The organism is Treponema primitia ZAS-1 (genome assembly GCF_000297095.1).
In the GTDB taxonomy this organism is placed as follows: domain Bacteria; phylum Spirochaetota; class Spirochaetia; order Treponematales; family Breznakiellaceae; genus Termitinema; species Termitinema primitia_A.
This window is the reverse complement of sequence record NZ_AEEA01000036.1, coordinates 64,511-80,904: the sequence shown is the minus strand read 5'-3', so window position 1 is coordinate 80,904 and position 16,394 is coordinate 64,511. Positions and strand designations below refer to the sequence as shown.

14 protein-coding genes are annotated in these 16,394 nt (G+C 52.4%); 5 read left to right on the top strand and 9 right to left on the bottom strand.

From position 1 onward, the window contains the following. Positions 1-39 precede the first annotated feature (39 nt). The 3 genes from TPRIMZ1_RS0105410 to TPRIMZ1_RS0105400 are packed head-to-tail and all read right to left on the bottom strand — an operon-like array spanning position 40 to position 5,577. On the bottom strand, positions 40-2,652 hold the full coding sequence (locus TPRIMZ1_RS0105410) for a DNA polymerase domain-containing protein (protein WP_232616747.1): 2,613 nt from the start codon (positions 2,650-2,652) through the stop codon (positions 40-42). Further along, positions 2,606-3,973 carry a ClC family H(+)/Cl(-) exchange transporter gene (locus TPRIMZ1_RS0105405; protein WP_010256059.1) on the bottom strand — a complete coding sequence of 456 codons (1,368 nt, stop codon included), beginning with the start codon at positions 3,971-3,973 and terminating at the stop codon, positions 2,606-2,608. The genes TPRIMZ1_RS0105410 and TPRIMZ1_RS0105405 overlap by 47 nt, the downstream gene beginning before the upstream one ends. Before the next feature lie 26 nt (positions 3,974-3,999). After that, a complete protein-coding gene (locus tag TPRIMZ1_RS0105400; protein ID WP_010256056.1) occupies positions 4,000-5,577 on the bottom strand; it encodes a B12-binding domain-containing radical SAM protein in 1,578 nt (525 codons plus the stop codon). A gap of 83 nt (positions 5,578-5,660) precedes the next feature. Here TPRIMZ1_RS0105400 and TPRIMZ1_RS0105395 point away from each other — a divergent pair, with 83 nt between their 5' ends. Continuing rightward, entirely contained in the window at positions 5,661-6,560 is a 900-nt protein-coding gene (locus TPRIMZ1_RS0105395; RefSeq protein ID WP_010256054.1) for a DMT family transporter, read from the top strand. Here TPRIMZ1_RS0105395 and ffh read toward each other — a convergent pair. Next, a complete protein-coding gene (gene ffh / locus TPRIMZ1_RS0105390; protein WP_010256051.1) occupies positions 6,531-7,907 on the bottom strand; it encodes a signal recognition particle protein in 1,377 nt (458 codons plus the stop codon). The two genes, TPRIMZ1_RS0105395 and ffh, sit on opposite strands and share 30 nt — an antisense overlap. 2 nt (positions 7,908-7,909) lie before the next feature. Beyond that, positions 7,910-8,977: an NAD(P)H-dependent glycerol-3-phosphate dehydrogenase gene (locus tag TPRIMZ1_RS0105385; protein WP_026043542.1), complete on the bottom strand. Its 1,068-nt coding sequence runs from the start codon at positions 8,975-8,977 to the stop codon at positions 7,910-7,912. 107 nt (positions 8,978-9,084) lie between these two features. Between TPRIMZ1_RS0105385 and TPRIMZ1_RS0105380 the strand changes: the two genes are divergently transcribed. Beyond that, on the top strand, positions 9,085-9,753 hold the full coding sequence (locus TPRIMZ1_RS0105380) for a GNAT family N-acetyltransferase (protein ID WP_010256047.1): 669 nt from the start codon (positions 9,085-9,087) through the stop codon (positions 9,751-9,753). A 47-nt stretch (positions 9,754-9,800) separates the two neighbouring features. Here TPRIMZ1_RS0105380 and TPRIMZ1_RS0105375 read toward each other — a convergent pair whose 3' ends face one another. After that, positions 9,801-11,648 carry a M3 family oligoendopeptidase gene (locus tag TPRIMZ1_RS0105375; protein WP_010256044.1) on the bottom strand — a complete coding sequence of 616 codons (1,848 nt, stop codon included), beginning with the start codon at positions 11,646-11,648 and terminating at the stop codon, positions 9,801-9,803. Beyond that, positions 11,632-12,075, bottom strand: coding sequence for a nucleoside-diphosphate kinase (ndk, locus tag TPRIMZ1_RS0105370; RefSeq protein ID WP_026043541.1), 444 nt, complete (start codon positions 12,073-12,075; stop codon positions 11,632-11,634). The genes TPRIMZ1_RS0105375 and ndk overlap by 17 nt, the downstream gene beginning before the upstream one ends. A gap of 191 nt (positions 12,076-12,266) precedes the next feature. On the opposite strand from ndk, the gene TPRIMZ1_RS0105365 reads away from it, so the two are divergent. The 3 genes from TPRIMZ1_RS0105365 to TPRIMZ1_RS0105355 are packed head-to-tail and all read left to right on the top strand — an operon-like array spanning position 12,267 to position 14,234. Further along, positions 12,267-12,824, top strand: coding sequence for a folate family ECF transporter S component (locus TPRIMZ1_RS0105365; protein WP_010256041.1), 558 nt, complete (start codon positions 12,267-12,269; stop codon positions 12,822-12,824). A 5-nt stretch (positions 12,825-12,829) separates the two neighbouring features. Then, positions 12,830-13,684 carry an ATP-binding cassette domain-containing protein gene (locus tag TPRIMZ1_RS0105360; protein ID WP_010256039.1) on the top strand — a complete coding sequence of 285 codons (855 nt, stop codon included), beginning with the start codon at positions 12,830-12,832 and terminating at the stop codon, positions 13,682-13,684. Then, positions 13,677-14,234 carry an energy-coupling factor transporter transmembrane component T family protein gene (locus TPRIMZ1_RS0105355; protein WP_010256038.1) on the top strand — a complete coding sequence of 186 codons (558 nt, stop codon included), beginning with the start codon at positions 13,677-13,679 and terminating at the stop codon, positions 14,232-14,234. Before TPRIMZ1_RS0105360 ends, TPRIMZ1_RS0105355 begins: the two co-directional genes overlap by 8 nt. Here the strand turns inward: TPRIMZ1_RS0105355 and TPRIMZ1_RS0105350 are convergent. Both TPRIMZ1_RS0105350 and TPRIMZ1_RS0105345 read right to left on the bottom strand, forming a co-directional pair. After that, entirely contained in the window at positions 14,212-16,023 is a 1,812-nt protein-coding gene (locus TPRIMZ1_RS0105350; protein ID WP_010256037.1) for a YgiQ family radical SAM protein, read from the bottom strand. The two genes, TPRIMZ1_RS0105355 and TPRIMZ1_RS0105350, sit on opposite strands and share 23 nt — an antisense overlap. 7 nt (positions 16,024-16,030) lie before the next feature. Then, positions 16,031-16,255 (bottom strand): NifU family protein, encoded by a 225-nt coding sequence (locus TPRIMZ1_RS0105345; protein WP_010256036.1) that lies wholly within the window; start codon positions 16,253-16,255, stop codon positions 16,031-16,033. Between the last annotated feature and the right edge of the window lie 139 nt (positions 16,256-16,394).

Genomic DNA, 16,394 nt, shown 5'->3' with positions numbered 1-16,394 from the left:
TTAGTATCTATTGGTAAAACATACAAGGGGATCATCGCTTCACAAAAATTCCAATTCCAGCTGCCCTGTGACAAAATCCTTTCGGGACTGACGGCTCCTGCCCTTCTTGAGGAAAGGTTCCGTATCCCACCCCGCAGCGGCGGCAATGGACAGGGCTACCGGAAGTACCTGGGCATCCGTGTAGTGATCGTAATCGAAGGGAGCGTGGGGCAGGGACGCCGGCTCAGGCCCGGAGCTGGTCCAGACATATTCCACCGTACCTTTGCGGCCCTTCCAGCCCAATAGCCGGGCGGCCTTTACCTGGGGCGGAGTGGAGGCTGTGTAGGTCTCCGGAGGCCGGGAGAGCCGCTTACGGTATACCAGTTCCCCATCCAGTTCCCCCTGCCGGAGTTCCCGCAGTATTTCTCCCATCCGTTTCCCAAAGGCCTCTTCGCCGCCCCCGCTGAACACGAGTTCCAGCAGCTCCACCTGTATCCGCCGGGCCAGGGGGGTAGCATCGCTCCGTACCGCCTCCATACCCTTTACTTCTACCGACATAGCGCCATCACTATCTATAAGATAACCTCCATAGCCCTTAGCCCGGCCACGGGTCTCACCTTCATCAAGAGAGGAAGATCCCCCTAGCAGGAGCGCTTGAGGGGCGTGGATATTCCGGAGGTGTGGGATAAGGAAACGGCGATAGGCTTTTTCGAACCGTAGTTCTAAAAATGATTCCAGATTATACTCTGACCATATCCGTTCCGTAAGAAAACTATTCAGTTCCGTGGTAAGCTTACCGCATGTTTTGATATACTCATCCAGGCCGGCCTCATCGCCAAGACCGGTTTCCACAAAGAGGGAATCCGTGTCGCCGTACAGCACATGGTAGCCCCGTTCGGTAAACCAGTCCTGGGAGAGGAGGAGCCACTTCCGGGCAAAGCCGGTGATGGAACCCGCCAGTTCCGTGCGGCCGTAACGGCAGCTGGCAGTTCCAAGAACGCCATAGAAACTGTTCATCAGTATCTTATACACAAATGCTGCGTTTTCATCCCCCGCATCCAGGGCCCTCCGCCGCTCGGCAAAATAATTCGCAATAAGATCCGGCAGTATCCCCGGCTGCCGGGAAAAGGCGGCGCCGTTGGGGGCTATAATCGCGGACTGATCTTGGGGAGAACACCCGTTGGCAATAGCCCGCTCGTGGGCTAAGGGATCGATGTTAAAACTCCGCATGATGGTTGGATAGAGGCTGCGGAAATCGAAAACCGCAACATTACTAAAAAGCCCGGGCAGAGGCTCCAGCACGGTTCCTCCGGCAGCCCCGGACACCTGGAAATCCGGCGGGTTCGGCGGCGGCAGGGCAATGGAACGGCGGCGGAGTTCCATGCCGTAGATCCGTTCAAAGCTCACCACGCTGGTCCATGCCTTATCCAGGGAAACCCCGGTTAGGGCAGCCCGCTCCAGGGTAAGCCGGAAGAGCCCGGTCTTGGCAAGAATCCCAGGAACCAGGACGGCATCCTTGTAGCAATACTCCCCAAAAAGCCGGGGGTCCTCTGCGTAGAGCCGATCCAGCTCAGCGATCTTATCTTTCCCCGAGGCGGCCACGATCTTGCCTTCCCCCAATACTGCCTGTGATACGGTTTCCAGGGTATAGTCGGAAAAACGCCGCGGGCCGGACCGGACTATTCGCAGGGCGTCGATAACCTGCCGCCCCGGCACTAATGCTGCGGCGGATCGCCTGCCTTCACCGGAAAAAAACTTGGTCCCCTCCTGATTTGCCGATCCCGCAGCGCGGCCCAGGGCAAAGGGGATGCCGTAATGCTCACAGCGTTCAGCCAGCCGTGGGAAATCGAAGTCCAGAAAGTTCCAGCCCGTAAGTACATCCGGGTCCATGTCCTGTATGTCCGCCACAAAGGAGCGGAGGAGAGATGGTTCATCAGCATGAAACACAGGTCCGGTACCGGCATTTGTAATACAATCGGTATTACAAAGGGCCGACGCCAGGACCCGGACCAGCCCGTTTGTCCCGCAAAAATCCGAATCCGTCAGGGCAATCGCCACGGCGCGTATGGTCCCATTCCGGGTATCGGTTTCGATATCTATAGAAGCAACCCGCAGGGGAACCTTAACAGGATTACTATCAGTATCGGGGGGGAGAATTTCCGCATCCGGAAAAACCAAATTTACCAGGCGGCCGGGACGGGAATCGCCCCGGATCCGCAGGAAGCCACGGATGTATTTTTCAGCCAGAAATACATCCTGGGGCTTCATATCCATGTCAGGGCTGGGTATCCCAGCCTGTTCCAGAATTTTCGCTGCCCGGGAGCGATCCCCATAACGGGAAAAACAAAGAAGCAGCAGCTTTTCTTTCCCTGAAAAAGATTCGAGATCGGAAGGGAATACTTCGTATTTTATAGATGACAGCAATTCTGTGCAACGGGCGGTATCGTGTTCGTAGATATGGAAACATGGCCGCCAAAACTGGACTGCAGCGAAGGAACGTCCATCCTCAAGACGGCCGGTAAGATAGAGCCGATCCTGGCGATGATCCGCCCAGGCATGGACCAAAAAGCCCCTGAACGGTGCGGGAAACTCCACTGCAAGAATCGGCGGGTCCGGCGAAAGGGGTTCACCCAAGATCATACCCATCGTCAGCTTCAGGCTTCTCCGGTACATTGGTTTGCTGCTTTTTGTTTCGCAGTATCCGTTCCAGCAATACTGCGTACACAGGCCTTGAGGCGATCACATCGGTGGTAACAAAGGCGGAAAGGGCAACTAGAACCAGGCTCACCATGTGATTAAAACTACCGCTCATCTCCAGGATCAGAACGATGCCCGTAACCGGGGCCTTAACCACGGCGGCAAAAAAGGCGGCCATCCCCAGGATCATAAAGTTGAGGGTCTGGGCGTCTTCGATAAATCCCCAGCCGGTCAGCAGCTTCCCCAGCCCTGCTCCGGTAAGGGCGCCGCAGGCCAGGAGGGGCAGAAAAATTCCCCCGGAGGTTCCGGAACCGAAAGAGAATACCGTAAAGAGTAGTTTCCCTGCGAGCAGTATTACTACCATTGTTAGCGTTCTGTTCGTATCGGATAGGGATTCTATCAGACCGTGACCGCCGCCGGTAACATCGAAAAGGAAAAAACCCAGGGGGATGGAGACCATCAGGGGAAGTATGGGGCGGATCAGCTGGGGGATCACAAGTTTATCGTAGAAGTCCAGGGCTCCGTAGAGGAGGCGCTTGAAAAGATCGCCCAGGAGGGCGCAGAGTACACCCAAAAGGACCACCCAGGGGAAGGCATGGATAGGAAGAAGGGTGATATGCCGAAAATCAAAGACCGGACCCAGACCGAAAAAATAGCCCGCCACCGTATCCGCCGCCATGGAAGCGCCCATGGCACAGGCTATCATCAGGGGGGTGAAGGAGGACTGCATCTCTTCCAGAATAAAGAGCACTCCTGCCAGGGGAGCGTTAAAGGCCGCCGACAACCCGGCGGCGGAAGCGGCGGTGATGAGAAATTTTCGTTCCCCATAGGGCCTGCGGAACAGGCTAAGCACACCCATGCCCACATAGGCGCCGATCAGTATGGACGGTCCCTCCCGTCCCAGGGAAAGGCCGGCCCCAAGACCAAGCACTCCGGTAATCAACTTAAGGGGCAGCTCCGGCGCCCAGTTCAGGCTCAGTTCCCGGCTTAGGGCGCCTTTTACCTGGGGTATGCCGCTCCCTTTTATCATGGGTCTTGCTTTGGCTGCCCAGCCTAGAAAGAGACCGACCAAACAGAGCGCCAGGACAAGACCGGCTATCCAGTACCAGGGTTTTCCCGGCAGGAGGATCCCATAAACCCAATGCCGCAACGTATCGGCCCGGCTCAGCAAAATGCGAAATAGCACAATCACAAAGCCCACGATAAAGCCGATGAGAATGCTTTCCAGGACTACCGCCAAGCGGGAACTATACCAGTGACGTATCGCCGTTTCTATCTGTGTTTTGGGTTTACCCATGGATATAGTATAGCTACATTATTCCCTTATATCCACGCTGTCTCGGGTCCGTCTTTTCCGGGCCGCACCCGAAACTTCCCCGGATGGGGTTTAACCCCGCGGACAAAGGACTCTAAATCCAGGGCTCTTTCTCCCAGTACATCATCGGGGTGATAGGTAAGACCGATTTCCGTGGATGCCCCCTCTGCCAGGGCCCGGCCCCAGGCGCCGTGAAACCGGACTAGATCCCGTACCGCCGGAAGGAGCGCCTCTTTTTTCGCCTGCCGGTACCGTTCTTCCAGGTAAGCCAGCTGCATTTCCTCTATAGAAGATATAGTTTTAGTACGGACAGCAAAATCTTCCAGAAAAACCGAGGGCTTAATCCGCAGGGGCTTTAAAACCTGGTTGAACCAGGCCACCGCCCTGCCCTGGTTGTAGAACAGATCCGCCGCTTGGGATAGCGCTTCTGCCCGGGCTAAATCGGCGGCGGAAAAATCCGGCGCGGCCTGAACCATATAGGGGGCTTTGCTATCCGCCTCCAAGCCGTATTCCGTTGCCTTGTCAAAGAGGGCCGTCCCCGGCAGTACCGAAAGCCGGAACATATCCAGACTATTGGGGTAAAGGGAAAGGGCGTAATCCAGGCTCCGCCGGTACCCCGCGAGGCTGTCCCCGGGAAGGCCGTAGATAAGGTCCAGCCCGAAGACCACCCCCTCCTCATTGAGCAGCCCTATCCGGGAAGCGAAGTGATTCCGATCCAGTTCCCGGCCTATCAGGGCGGAAACCCTGGGGTCGGCGGTCTGGAGACCTATCTGGAGGGACGCCCCCAGGCTCGCAAAACGCCGGGCCTGTTCCCGGGTAAGCAGTTCACCCCGGACCTCAAAGTGCCAGTGCATTTCGGATCCCGGATTTTTCCGGATCTCCCCGGCTATCATATCAAGGATCCCCAGGACTCGCTTATTATTACTGTTGAAGGTCGGGTCCAGGACAAACACATAGGGGATATGTTCACGGACAAAAAGCCGCAGTTCTTCCTGGATACGCTCCCCGGAGAAATACAGGACCTGCCGCTTTCCCTTAGATTCATAACAATACGCGCAGGAATAGGGACAGCCCCTGGCCAGTTCCCAGAGCGCCCCCTCACGGCCTTTGACACTAAGGGTTCCGTCAAGCCAGGGTGAGAGCACATTGACGGAATTGGCCGGTTCGGGACCTGCCCCCAAAAACCGGCGGCTAATAAGTTCCACTGCGGCAGCCTCCCCTTCACCGGGGATTACCGCGTCGAAGGGACCGCCATCGGAAACAGAGAGGCCTTGGGGAAGGGCGGTCGCCTCAGGACCGCCGCAGAAAAGAAAAATGTCCGGATTCCCGGTACGCATACATTTTGCAGCTTCCAGCATAATAGATCGATTCCAACTGTAAATGGAAAATCCGGCAGCCTGCGGAAGCCCGTCAATGATTTTTGCAGCCAGGACATCCGCCCCGTCGGCAACAAAGCTTTCAACCAGGGAGATAGCAAATTGCGGGAAAGCGGCTTTCAGGGCGGAGGCTACCGAAGCTGCGCCCAGGGGAACCGCCTCGGGACCGTCGTAAAGATGTACCGACGCCAATACTATACGTATTCCCATCACCACTCCTCCGGTCATTATAAAGTATTTCTCCACGCTATGAAAGATCACGGAAATTGTATATAGTAGCCGCAGGTAAATTCATGAATAAACGTAACAACGCTCTTTTAGCAATCATCCTCTGTGTCCTTTTCTGGGGATTCTCCTTCATTTCCATCAAAGTTTCGGTGGCGGTAATCCCTCCCATGACCCTTGGGGTCCTCCGCTTTGCCATAGCCCTGGTATTCCTGGTTTTTATAAAACAAAAGATAGTGCCCGGGGAAAAACTCAAACTCCGGGATCTGCCCCTCCTCGCCGGAGCGGGGATCTTCGGAGTTACCATTTATTTTTTCTGCGAAAACAACGGGGTTTCCCTGGTTAGCGCCTCGGAAGCTTCTATTATTATCGCCTCAATTCCGGTGCTCACCCTGGTGGTGGAACGGATCTTTGGAAGGGTAAAATACATCGCCCTTTGGCGCTGGCTGGGTGCGGCGGTTTCCATCGCCGGTGTTTGGCTTGTGGCGGGGGTTTCCTTCTCCGTCTCAGGCAGCATCCTTGGCTACATCTACATGGGCGGGGCCGCCCTGTGCTGGGTAGCCTACTGCTTCCTCACCCGGCCTCTCTTTACCCGTTGTTCCAGAATACACATCGTGTTCTGGCAGACCGTCTTCGGCTTCATCGGGTTCATCCCCTTTTCCCTTGCCGAACATTCCCGCTGGGCCATGCCGGGCCTCCCGGTAATTCTCCACGTAGTTTTCCTGGGGATCTGCTGTTCCGCATTGGGGTACTGGCTCTACGCCCAAGCTCTGGAAGTCCTGGGAGTTTCTATCTCCTCGATCTTTATCAATTTTATTCCCGTGATAACCGCCATCGGCGGCTTCTTTCTCCTGGGCGAACGGCTCTACCCCATTCAATGGGCGGGCGCAGCCCTGGTAATCTCCGGGGTCACCCTGGCCATGATTGAGAAAAAACAATCACCGCCCCTGGAACTGCCCCATCTTTGAAAACATAGATTGAGCAGCCGCAGGATTCCTGCTCATCTTGGACATCTTTTTCATCATGGTCCGCATCTTCTCGAATTTTTTGAGAAGCCTTCCCACCTCGGACACCGACGTACCGGAACCCCGGGCAATCCGGGAACGGCGGGAGGGGCCGATGATCAGATGATTCGCCCGTTCCTTCCGGGTCATGGAAGAAAGTATGGCCTCCTGGTATTTCAGCTCCGCCTTGTCGATATCCTCTTCGCTGATTTGCCCCGCCATACCGGGGATCATTTCCAGCATGGACTGAAGGGAACCCATTTTCTTCATGGAACGAAGCTGGCTCAGCCAGTCCTCCAGGGTGAAGTTCTCCTTCTCCATTTTTTTCCGGAGCTCTTCCGCTTCCTTTTGGTCGATCACCTCCTGGGCTTTTTCCACCAGGGTGACCACATCCCCCATGCCAAGGATACGGCTTGCCATACGCTCGGGGTGGAAGGGTTCAAAGTCTTCGGGCTTTTCCCCGGTACCCACAAACTTGAGGGGCTTGCCGGTAACGGTCTTGAGGGAAAGCGCCGCGCCGCCCCGGGTATCGGAATCGAACTTGGTAAGGATAACTCCGGTAAGGCCGATTTTTTCATCAAAGGTCTTGGCGATATCCACTGCGGACTGGCCGGTCATAGAATCCGCCACCAGGAGGAGTTCATCGGGCTTGGCGGCGTTCTTGAGCAGGGAAAGTTCCTCCATCATGGGTTCGTCTATCTGAAGCCGGCCCGTGGTATCAACAATAACGGTGTCGATCAGATTTTTTCCGGCATAGTTCCAGGCATCCTTAAAAACCTTAACACTATCTTTCGCTCCGTCTTCTTTGTACACCGGTACGCCGATCTGGTTTCCCAGTACCGCTAATTGTTCCATAGCCGCGGGCCGCACTAGGTCACAGGCTACCAGGAGGGGCTTGCGGCCTTCCTTTTTAAGCCGCAGGGCAAGTTTAGCGGAACTGGTGGTCTTCCCCGAACCCTGAAGCCCCAACATGAGGATAACAGAAATAGTGTCCGGCCCCTTGAGCTGGAGTTCCTGTGCCGAACGTCCGTTGGCATTCGGGGTGGTATCCCCCAGATAACTGGTTAACTTGTCGTGGATAATCTTGACAAACTGCTGGCCCGGATCAACCGAACGGAGAACTTTCTCACCCTTGGCCTCTTCGATAGTAGAATTAACAAAACGGCGGACTACCCGGAGGTTTACATCCGCCTCCAGCAAAGCCATCTTGATGGCCTCCACCGCATCGTCAATATTTTTCTCAGTGATAGTCGCCTTCCCCGAAACAATACGGAGGGCATCGGAAATTTTTTGGGTTAGTTTATCTAACATGGTTATTCCATTCCTTTTAAGAAGGAGCGCAGAAAATCTTCCGGCTCGGTCTCGCGGTTTAATATTTGATAGAGCCCCGTGGATATGGGCATCTTGAGCTTGAATTTTTCCGTCAGGGCTTTTACATATCTGGCGGCCACTACCCCCTCGGGCAGGTACCCGACCTCGGCGATCCGGGCGATGAGATCATCCAGATTGATAAAGGGGCCCAGAATATTCTTCTCGATAATTTCCCGGCCAAAGCGGCGGTTTCTGCCGAATACGGAACGGCAGGTAACATCAAGGTCCCCTACGCCGGAGATGGACGTAAAGGTTTCCGCATGGGTCGCCCCCATAGCCTTGCCCAGGGTCTGTATCTCGTTAAGCCCGGCAGCCAGAAGCAGCGATTCTGTTCCGTCTCCAAACATATCCTCTACGCCGGCATAGGATTTGGCGGTCTTCAGAGCGTCCAGCATCCCGAAGGCGATGGCGATAACGTTCTTCGCCGCCGCCGCAACCTGAACCCCCCGGACATCGAAGGAAGAAAAAACTAAAAGCCGGGGGCTTTTTAACAGATCCCGGAACCGTATGGAATTCTTAGCATTCTCGCTGGCGGCGATAAGGCCGGTGATCTTCCCCCGGGAAACTTCTTCCGCATGGCTTGGCCCGGCGATATAGACCAGGGATTGGCGGTAAAATCCCGGCAGGTAATCCTCCAGGGTTTCCAGGATCAGCCGGGGCCCCTTGGACGAGGGGAGGAAGCCCTTGGTGAGCACCGCAATGACGGTCTCCCCTTCCCGTATGGACGGCGCCGTCAGAATCTGTTTTACCGTATCCAGCAGATAGAGTGACGGGGCCGCCAGGATGAGGTATTCCTTACCGTTAACTGTTTCAAGGATATCATCGCAGGCCTGGAGATTATTCGGCAGGGCCACCTCGGACAGGTACCGGGAGTTGACGTGCCGCTCGTTGATGTCCTCCAGGGTAGACTTGCTGTGACTCCAGATCAGCACATCGTTTCCCTTATCGGCGATAACCTTGGCCACCGCGGTTCCCCAGGCGCCGGCGCCCAAAATACCTATTTTTGCCATACCCTTTCCTTTACGTTTTACGTTATACCTGAATTGTACCATTACCGGCGGCATTCTACAAGCATAAAAAAGCTTGACATTACACATTATCATGCATAACATACAATATGGAAGCTAAAAATGGCAAGGATATTCTTGATTTTATGGAAATTAATTTAAGGCTTGAAGAAGAAAAAGATTATAGAATTGTTGAGGAACTAACCAGAGAGGCATTCTGGAATGTGTATTTTCCAGGTTGTGGTGAACATTTACTTGTTCATAATTTAAGAAAAGCCACTGAATTTATTAAAGAATTGGATTTTGTAGCAATTTATAACAATAAACTTATTGGAAACATTGTATATGTAAAAGCAAAAATTAAAAACATGGATAAAGAATATACCGTATTAACATTTGGTCCACTAAGTGTATCACCGGAATATCAAAACAATGGAATTGGAAGTACATTAATAAAACATACCATAAATTTAGCAAAAGAATTGGGGTATAGGGCAATAATAATATATGGCGATCCTGAATATTATAAAAGATTTGGATTTAAAGAATCAAAGGAATATACCATAACAAATAAGGACAAAAAATATCCCGCAGCGTTATTGGTTTTAGAATTATACCCAAATGCCCTAAATGGAATAAAGGGAATATTTGATGAAGGGAAATCATATGAAATAGATGAGAAAGAATTGGAAGAATTTGAGAAAGGGTTTAATAAAAAGGAAAAAGGATTTGCAAAGACACAAGATAGATTTAACGAATTAGTGAATAAATATTTATAGAAAATAAAAAATGGAGTTATTATGAATAATAGTGTACGTCTCGCCCCTTATGGCCTCCAGCTTGCTGCAAGTTTTTCAAACTCCGCCACCCGTCCGGCGATAAGGGCAATACCGTCCTGCCAGAAGGCGCTATCCTCAATATCAAACCCCGCAGACTTGGCGACATCAGCGGCGGAAGCCTGCCCGGTGAGCCGGAGTATCTTCCGGTACGCCGCCGCAAATCCCGGCCCTTCCTTCTTTGCCCGGGCGAAAAGCCCCAGCGAAAAAAGCTGCCCGAAAGCGTAGGGGTAATTATAGAAGGCAAGGCCGGGACTGTAATAGTGGCTCTTAACCGCCCACATATAGGGGTGAAGCTGCGCAGGGTCCAGGCCATCCCCGTAGGTAGCTTTCTGGGCGTCGATCATCAGGGCACAGAGTTCCTCTGCACTTAGCTCCGCCTTGTCCCGGCGTTCAAAAAGAGCCCGCTCAAAGTAGAACCGGGAAAGTATGTCCATAATCACCTGACAGCAATCCTTGAGGTTTCCCTCGATAAGAGCGATCCGGTCACCATCATTGGAGGAAGCGCCCAGAGCGCCCTCAAAGATGATGGTCTCCGCAAAGATGCTGGCAGTCTCCGCCAGGGTCATGGGATAGGCGGATTGGAACCGGCTTAGATCCTTGATCAACTCATGGTGCCAGCCATGGCCCAGTTCGTGGGCCACGGTGAACACCGAATCGAAGGATCCCTCGAAGTTGCAGAGTATCCGGGATTCCCCCCGATTCGTTTCGCCGGGAAGGCCAGCCAAAGGAAAGTCCGTGCAATAGGCCCCGCCGATTTTACCTTCCCGGCCAAGGGCATCTATCCAGGAGCGTGAAACCGCATTACGGGCAAAGGCTCCCATACCCGGATCAAAGGCAGTAAATTTCCCGATGATAAATTCCGTTGCGCCGCTCCAGGTCCATTTTTTTGTAGCATTCCCCACCGGAGCAAAGAGGTCGTAAAAGGCGCAGTCCTTAAGCCCCAGCAGAGATGCTTTCGCTTTAAGGTAGTGGCGGAACAGGGGCAGAGAATTTTCCATGGCGGCGATAAGCACCTCCAGGGCCTTTTCGCTCAACCGGGACTGGAAGGCCGATTTCTGCAGCGCCGATTTCCAGCCCCGCCGCTTATCCACCGTCAAGGTAGTTCCTTTAATACCGTTAAGGGACGCCCCCAGGGGTATCTCCATGGAGGCCCAGGCCTCAAGCTCTGCCCTGTAGGCCCGCTCCCGGATGCTGCGATCCGGACTGTGCGCCAGATTCCGCAGGGCAATTACGGTCTTCCGCTCCCCCGAAGCCGTATCCCACAACGCTGTTACGGTGGAGGAAATAGCCTCCTGGAGCCGCCCCCAGGCATCACCGCCGGATCGGGAAAGGTCATTGGCAAGGTCCTCCAACTCAGGGCTCATCTGGTAGGCCGCCTTCTCCAGGCTTTCCCGAATAAAAAATCCGTAGGGCGTCAGTTCAGCATCGGAATCCAGGGCTTTTAATACAGGAACCCTTGCCTCCACAAGCCGGTTACGGAAAATCACCGCTCCTTTACCCAGGGGCAGCGCCGCTGCTTCAATGGCATTGATCTCCGTCAAAGCCCGGCTGTCCCGGGTATCGGCGGTGTAGATCGCCTCCGCATAGGCCGATAGGTTTTCATTCAAATCCCCCGCTTCTTCGTAGGCCCGTATCAGGGCAAGCAGGGCGGCGGCCAGTCCGGAATCCGCAGGTAGGGGCGCTTCCAGAAGCTTCAGGAAGGCGGTGATCTTTTCTGTAAGCAATTTTAGATCCCGCCGGTACTCCGGTGAATCAAAGGATACATATATAGATGATAGGTCCCATTTCGGAAGGGCCCCGACTTGCCCTTCCCCGGTCTCAGTACCACTGGTCATTCCCATCCTCCCATTCAACGATCTCCTGAGGCTTAAAAAACAGGGATATTTCCCGTTCAGCGCTGGCGGTCGAATCCGAAGCGTGAACGATATTAAGCCTGGTCCGATATGCAAAATCTCCCCGGATAGTTCCCGGCTGAGCGTTGTGTATGTCCGTGGGCCCCACCAGACGGCGCACGGCGGAGATGGCTTCCTCTCCCTCCAGGATCATGGCCACCACCGGCCCCGAGAGGGTATAACTCACGAGCTTTTCGTAAAAGTCCTTCCCCTTATGCTCTGCGTAATGGGCCTCCACCATGGCCTGGTCCATCTGCACTAATTTTAGGGCGAGGATCTTGAGACCCTTCCGTTCAAACCGGCTGAGTACTTCTCCGACAATACGGCGCTGCAAAACACCGGGCTTTAACATCACAAAAGTTTTCTCCATAAAAGTAATCTACTATAAATAGAACATTTTTGGAAGGGCCGCATGTAAATTCCATATTTCCTTGACACTAAAGCAAAAATACTTTATACTTCAGTTGTTTGTTTATGCCTTCAACAGACAGGCTTAAAGGAACATCGAATTGCTGAAATTTCCGTGCCAATCTTGTACGGACCAAAACAAAGAGGTGCCTTATGCCTAAGGTAAAGAAAGTTGTACTTGCCGGCTTGCTCCTGGCTATCCTTATCGTATTTGAACGTTTCATTTCTGTAGAAACCCTAATTTTACGTTTAAGTTTTTCCTATGTACCGTATATTTTAACCGGTACACTCTTAGGGCCGGTTTGGGGCGCCGCCCTTGGCGTTGCGGTGGATCTTTTGGGTATGCTTCTTATGCCCAAGGGGCCTTTTTTTCCGGGCTTTACCCTTAATGCCCTATTAATCGGTTTAGTTTACGGACTTTTTCTGTACAAGGCGCCTTCAAATAAATCCTATCTGATACGGCTCATAATCAGTATTTTTGTGGTGCATATATTTATACACCTGGGCCTTACAACCCTTTGGCTTTCCCTCTTGTATAAAAGAGCATTTATGGTGGTAATTGCGGGCAGAATTATTGCAAACATTGTTGAAATTCCCATAGAAATAGGCTCCATGTTTGCCATAAAAATCTTCCTGGATAAGCCAGTCAAAAAATATCTTCTGGAAGATTCCTCGGAATCCTGGGACGATACAGAAGATGGCGTCGATTAAAAGAAATGATCAGCATAGAGAACTTAGAGTATATATATCCCTCGGGTAAACATGCTTTAAAAAATATAAACCTTACCATTCAGAAAGGTGAATTTGTCGCCGTCGTAGGCCGAAACGGTTCGGGAAAATCAACCTTTGCCGGCGTAGTTTCGGGGCTCATAAAGCCTACAAAGGGCGCTGTATTTGTAAACGGCATAAACACGAAAAGTAAAAAAAACTTTATAGAATTACGCAAAACAATGGGCATGGTTTTTCAAAACCCGGAAAACCAAATTGTATTTGAAAAAGTGCGGGATGATATTGCATTCGGCCTGCGAAATCTAAATTTTACCGATGCCGAAATTGACAAACGGATTGAAGAAATTTCAAAAACAATGGGCATAGAAGATTTTACCGATTCCTTTGAACTTTCCATGGGGCAAAAACAGCGCGTAGCCATTGCAAGCGTCCTGGCCATGAATCCCCAGTGTATTGTTTTTGATGAACCCACGGCAATGCTCGATCCTAAGGGTAAAAAGGATATTCAAAATATTGTTACGGATCTGCATAAAAGCGGACTTACGGTGGTGTACGTTACCAATGTGATCGATGAGGTACTTCCCGCCGATAGAATTGTTGTCATAGAAAACGGCAGTATTAAGGCCGAGATTAAAAAACAGGAACTCTTTGACAACATAGAAAAAATGAAGTCCTTCGGTCTGGAGATACCCCTGATAATGGACCTCCTCCATATATTGAAACAAAAGGGCATAGACATTTTTGTAAAAAAATGGTCCGTGGATGACGTGGCGGATAACATTTATGCATATATAAAAGGCGCTTCCAGAGGAAGTGGCGCATCCGGAGGAAGCGATGTTTAACGCTGTAAAGTTTTTATCAATATTTGTCTATACCATAGGTATTTTCTTTTTTGAATGGCCCTTTATTGCGGTTTTTCTTTTAATCAATATTGCGGCGATGTTCCTTTGCCGCCTAAGGCCCCTTGCCGCAGTAAAATACATTCTTTCTTTTTTGCCCTTCATCCTTTTAGCGGCGTCTTTTAATTTTATTTTAGGATTTGTGCAGCATGCACTTTATCTAAGCGCCCGTTTAATTTTAATTTGCAACATTACCCAGTGTTATAAAAAAGTTGTAAACACCAACGATCTTTGCAGGACAATCGAAACCCTCAGCAAGCCTTTAAAGATATTTAACATTGACGGAAAAGATATATCCCTTATGGTGTCCATAAGCCTTGCCTTTATTCCTGTTTTACGCCGGGACTTTGAGCAAATCAAAACCGCCCTGAAGGCAAAGGGGATGAAGGTGAATGCGCAGAATTTTAGATATATAGTAAAACCATTTTTTGTAAGTATTCTAAGCAGAACAAATGAAATATCCCGGGCGATCAGGTTAAAAGGATACCAATAAGATCCGCCCGTCCCGCAGTCCGCAGCGCCTCAATCACCAGGGCCTTCTTATCAGGGTGGTTAAACTGCAGGAGGCTCCGCTGGAGCCGTTTCTCTCGTTCCCCCCTGGGCACATACATATCCTCCATGGTCCGGGGGTCCAGACCGGTACGGTACATCACCGTGGCCATGGTTCCCGGGCTTGGGTAAAAATCCTGTACCTGGTCCGGAACAAAGCGGCTCTTCTTCATATATAGCGCCAACTCTATGGCGTCCTTCAGGGTTGATCCGGGATGGCTGGAAATAAAATAGGGAATAAGATACTGCTTGAGTTCCAGCCGCGAATTCATTTCCGTATAATCCCTGCGGAACTTTTCGTAGGTCCCATGATCGCCCTTACCCATGGCTGCAAGGACCGGTGCGGAGATATGCTCCGGGGCAACTTTGAGTTGGCCGCTTATATGGTGTTGGCAGAGGGTTTCCAGGAATTCCCTGCCGTGCTGTTTATCCAGTTCCATATAATCAAAACGGATGCCGGATCGGATAAAGACTTTTTTGATTGATCCGATGTTTCGCAGCGCATTGAGGGTTTCCATGTAGGGCCGGTGGTTCACCTTGAGCTGCGGACAAGGCTTGGGGTAGAGACATTCCTTTTCCGGGCAGAAGCCGCCCTTGGCTTGGCGGGGGCAGGAAGCGCCGTAAAAATTAGCGGTGGGACCGCCCACATCGTGGATATAACCCTTAAAGTCCGCATGGTGAGTCAGGGTTTCCGCTTCCCGGACCAGACTCTCCGGGCTCCGGCTGGTAAGCGCCCGGCCCTGGTGGAAGGTGATGGCGCAGAATGAACAGCCGCCGAAACACCCCCGGTTGGAAACCAGGGAAAAACACACTTCCTGTAAAGCCGGAACACCGCCGGCAGCATCGTACATGGGATGGGCCCGGCGCATATAGGGGAGCTCGTAGATCCGATCCAGTTCCGTAGTTTCCAAGGGGACGGCCGGGGGGTTCTGGAGGACCCAGCGGTCCCCGTCGGACCGTTCCGCCAAGGGCTTAGCGATCCCGGGATCGGCATGCAGCTTCTGGAGCATGAAGTGTTCCGCATAGGCTCGCAGGGAGGCGGGATCGCCGGCCTTCACCGCTTCGTAGTCCGGCAGCCGGAGCGCCCCGGTGGAAAGTTCCGGCGGCAGACCCTGGGAACGGACGCAGGTACCCCGGATATCCCGGATAGCCGAGACCGGTTCCCCCTTCCCCAGGCGGCGGGCTATTTCCAGGATGGGCCGCTCCCCCATGCCGTAAACCAGGATATCCGCCTTGGAATCCAGCAGAATCGAACGGCGTACCGTATCGGACCAGTAGTCGTAGTGGGCAAACCGGCGGAGCCCCGCTTCAATACCGCCGATGATAACCGGTATGTCCTTATAGGCCGCCCTGATACCCTCAACGTATTTTAAAGTTGCCCGGTCAGGCCGAAACCCCGCTTTGCCCCCGGGGGAATAGGCATCCTCCGAACGGGGCTTCCGGGCGGCAGTATAGTGGGCAACCATGGAATCCATGTTACCGGCTCCAACCAGGAAGGCGAGGCGAGGACGGCCTAAAACAGTGTAGGATTGAGGATTTTTCCAGTCAGGCTGGGGCAAAACCCCAACCCGGAAGCCCTGGGCTTCAAGAAAACGGGAGATCAGCGCAGCGGCAAACGAGGGATGATCCACATAGGCGTCGCCGGAAACAAAGATAAAATCACAGGATTCCCAACCCCGCTCCCCCATTTCACGGAGGTTTACGGGGAGGAAACCCGGCTTTTTCGGACCCATAGGGCTTTTAGACCCCAACAACCGCCTTAACTTCGGGAACTTCCTTCTTCAGGTAGTTTTCAATCCCCATTTTAAGGGTCATCTGAGCCATGGGGCAGGTGCCGCAGGCGCCGGTCAGTTTAAGGGACACGATCCCATCGTCTGAAAGGGACACAAATTCCACATCTCCCCCATCGTTCTGCAGGGAAGGGCGGACATTATCCAGGGCGATTTTAACCTGTTCTTCAAGCATACTGTTCTCCTATTAATAGCATAGTAATAATATAGCATAAATTTACCATATTTGCTATTTAGAATATACCTTTTTTTTTATCCCATTGAAAGGGTCTTATATAAGGAGTATTATAGTATTATATTCATTGAAAACAGGG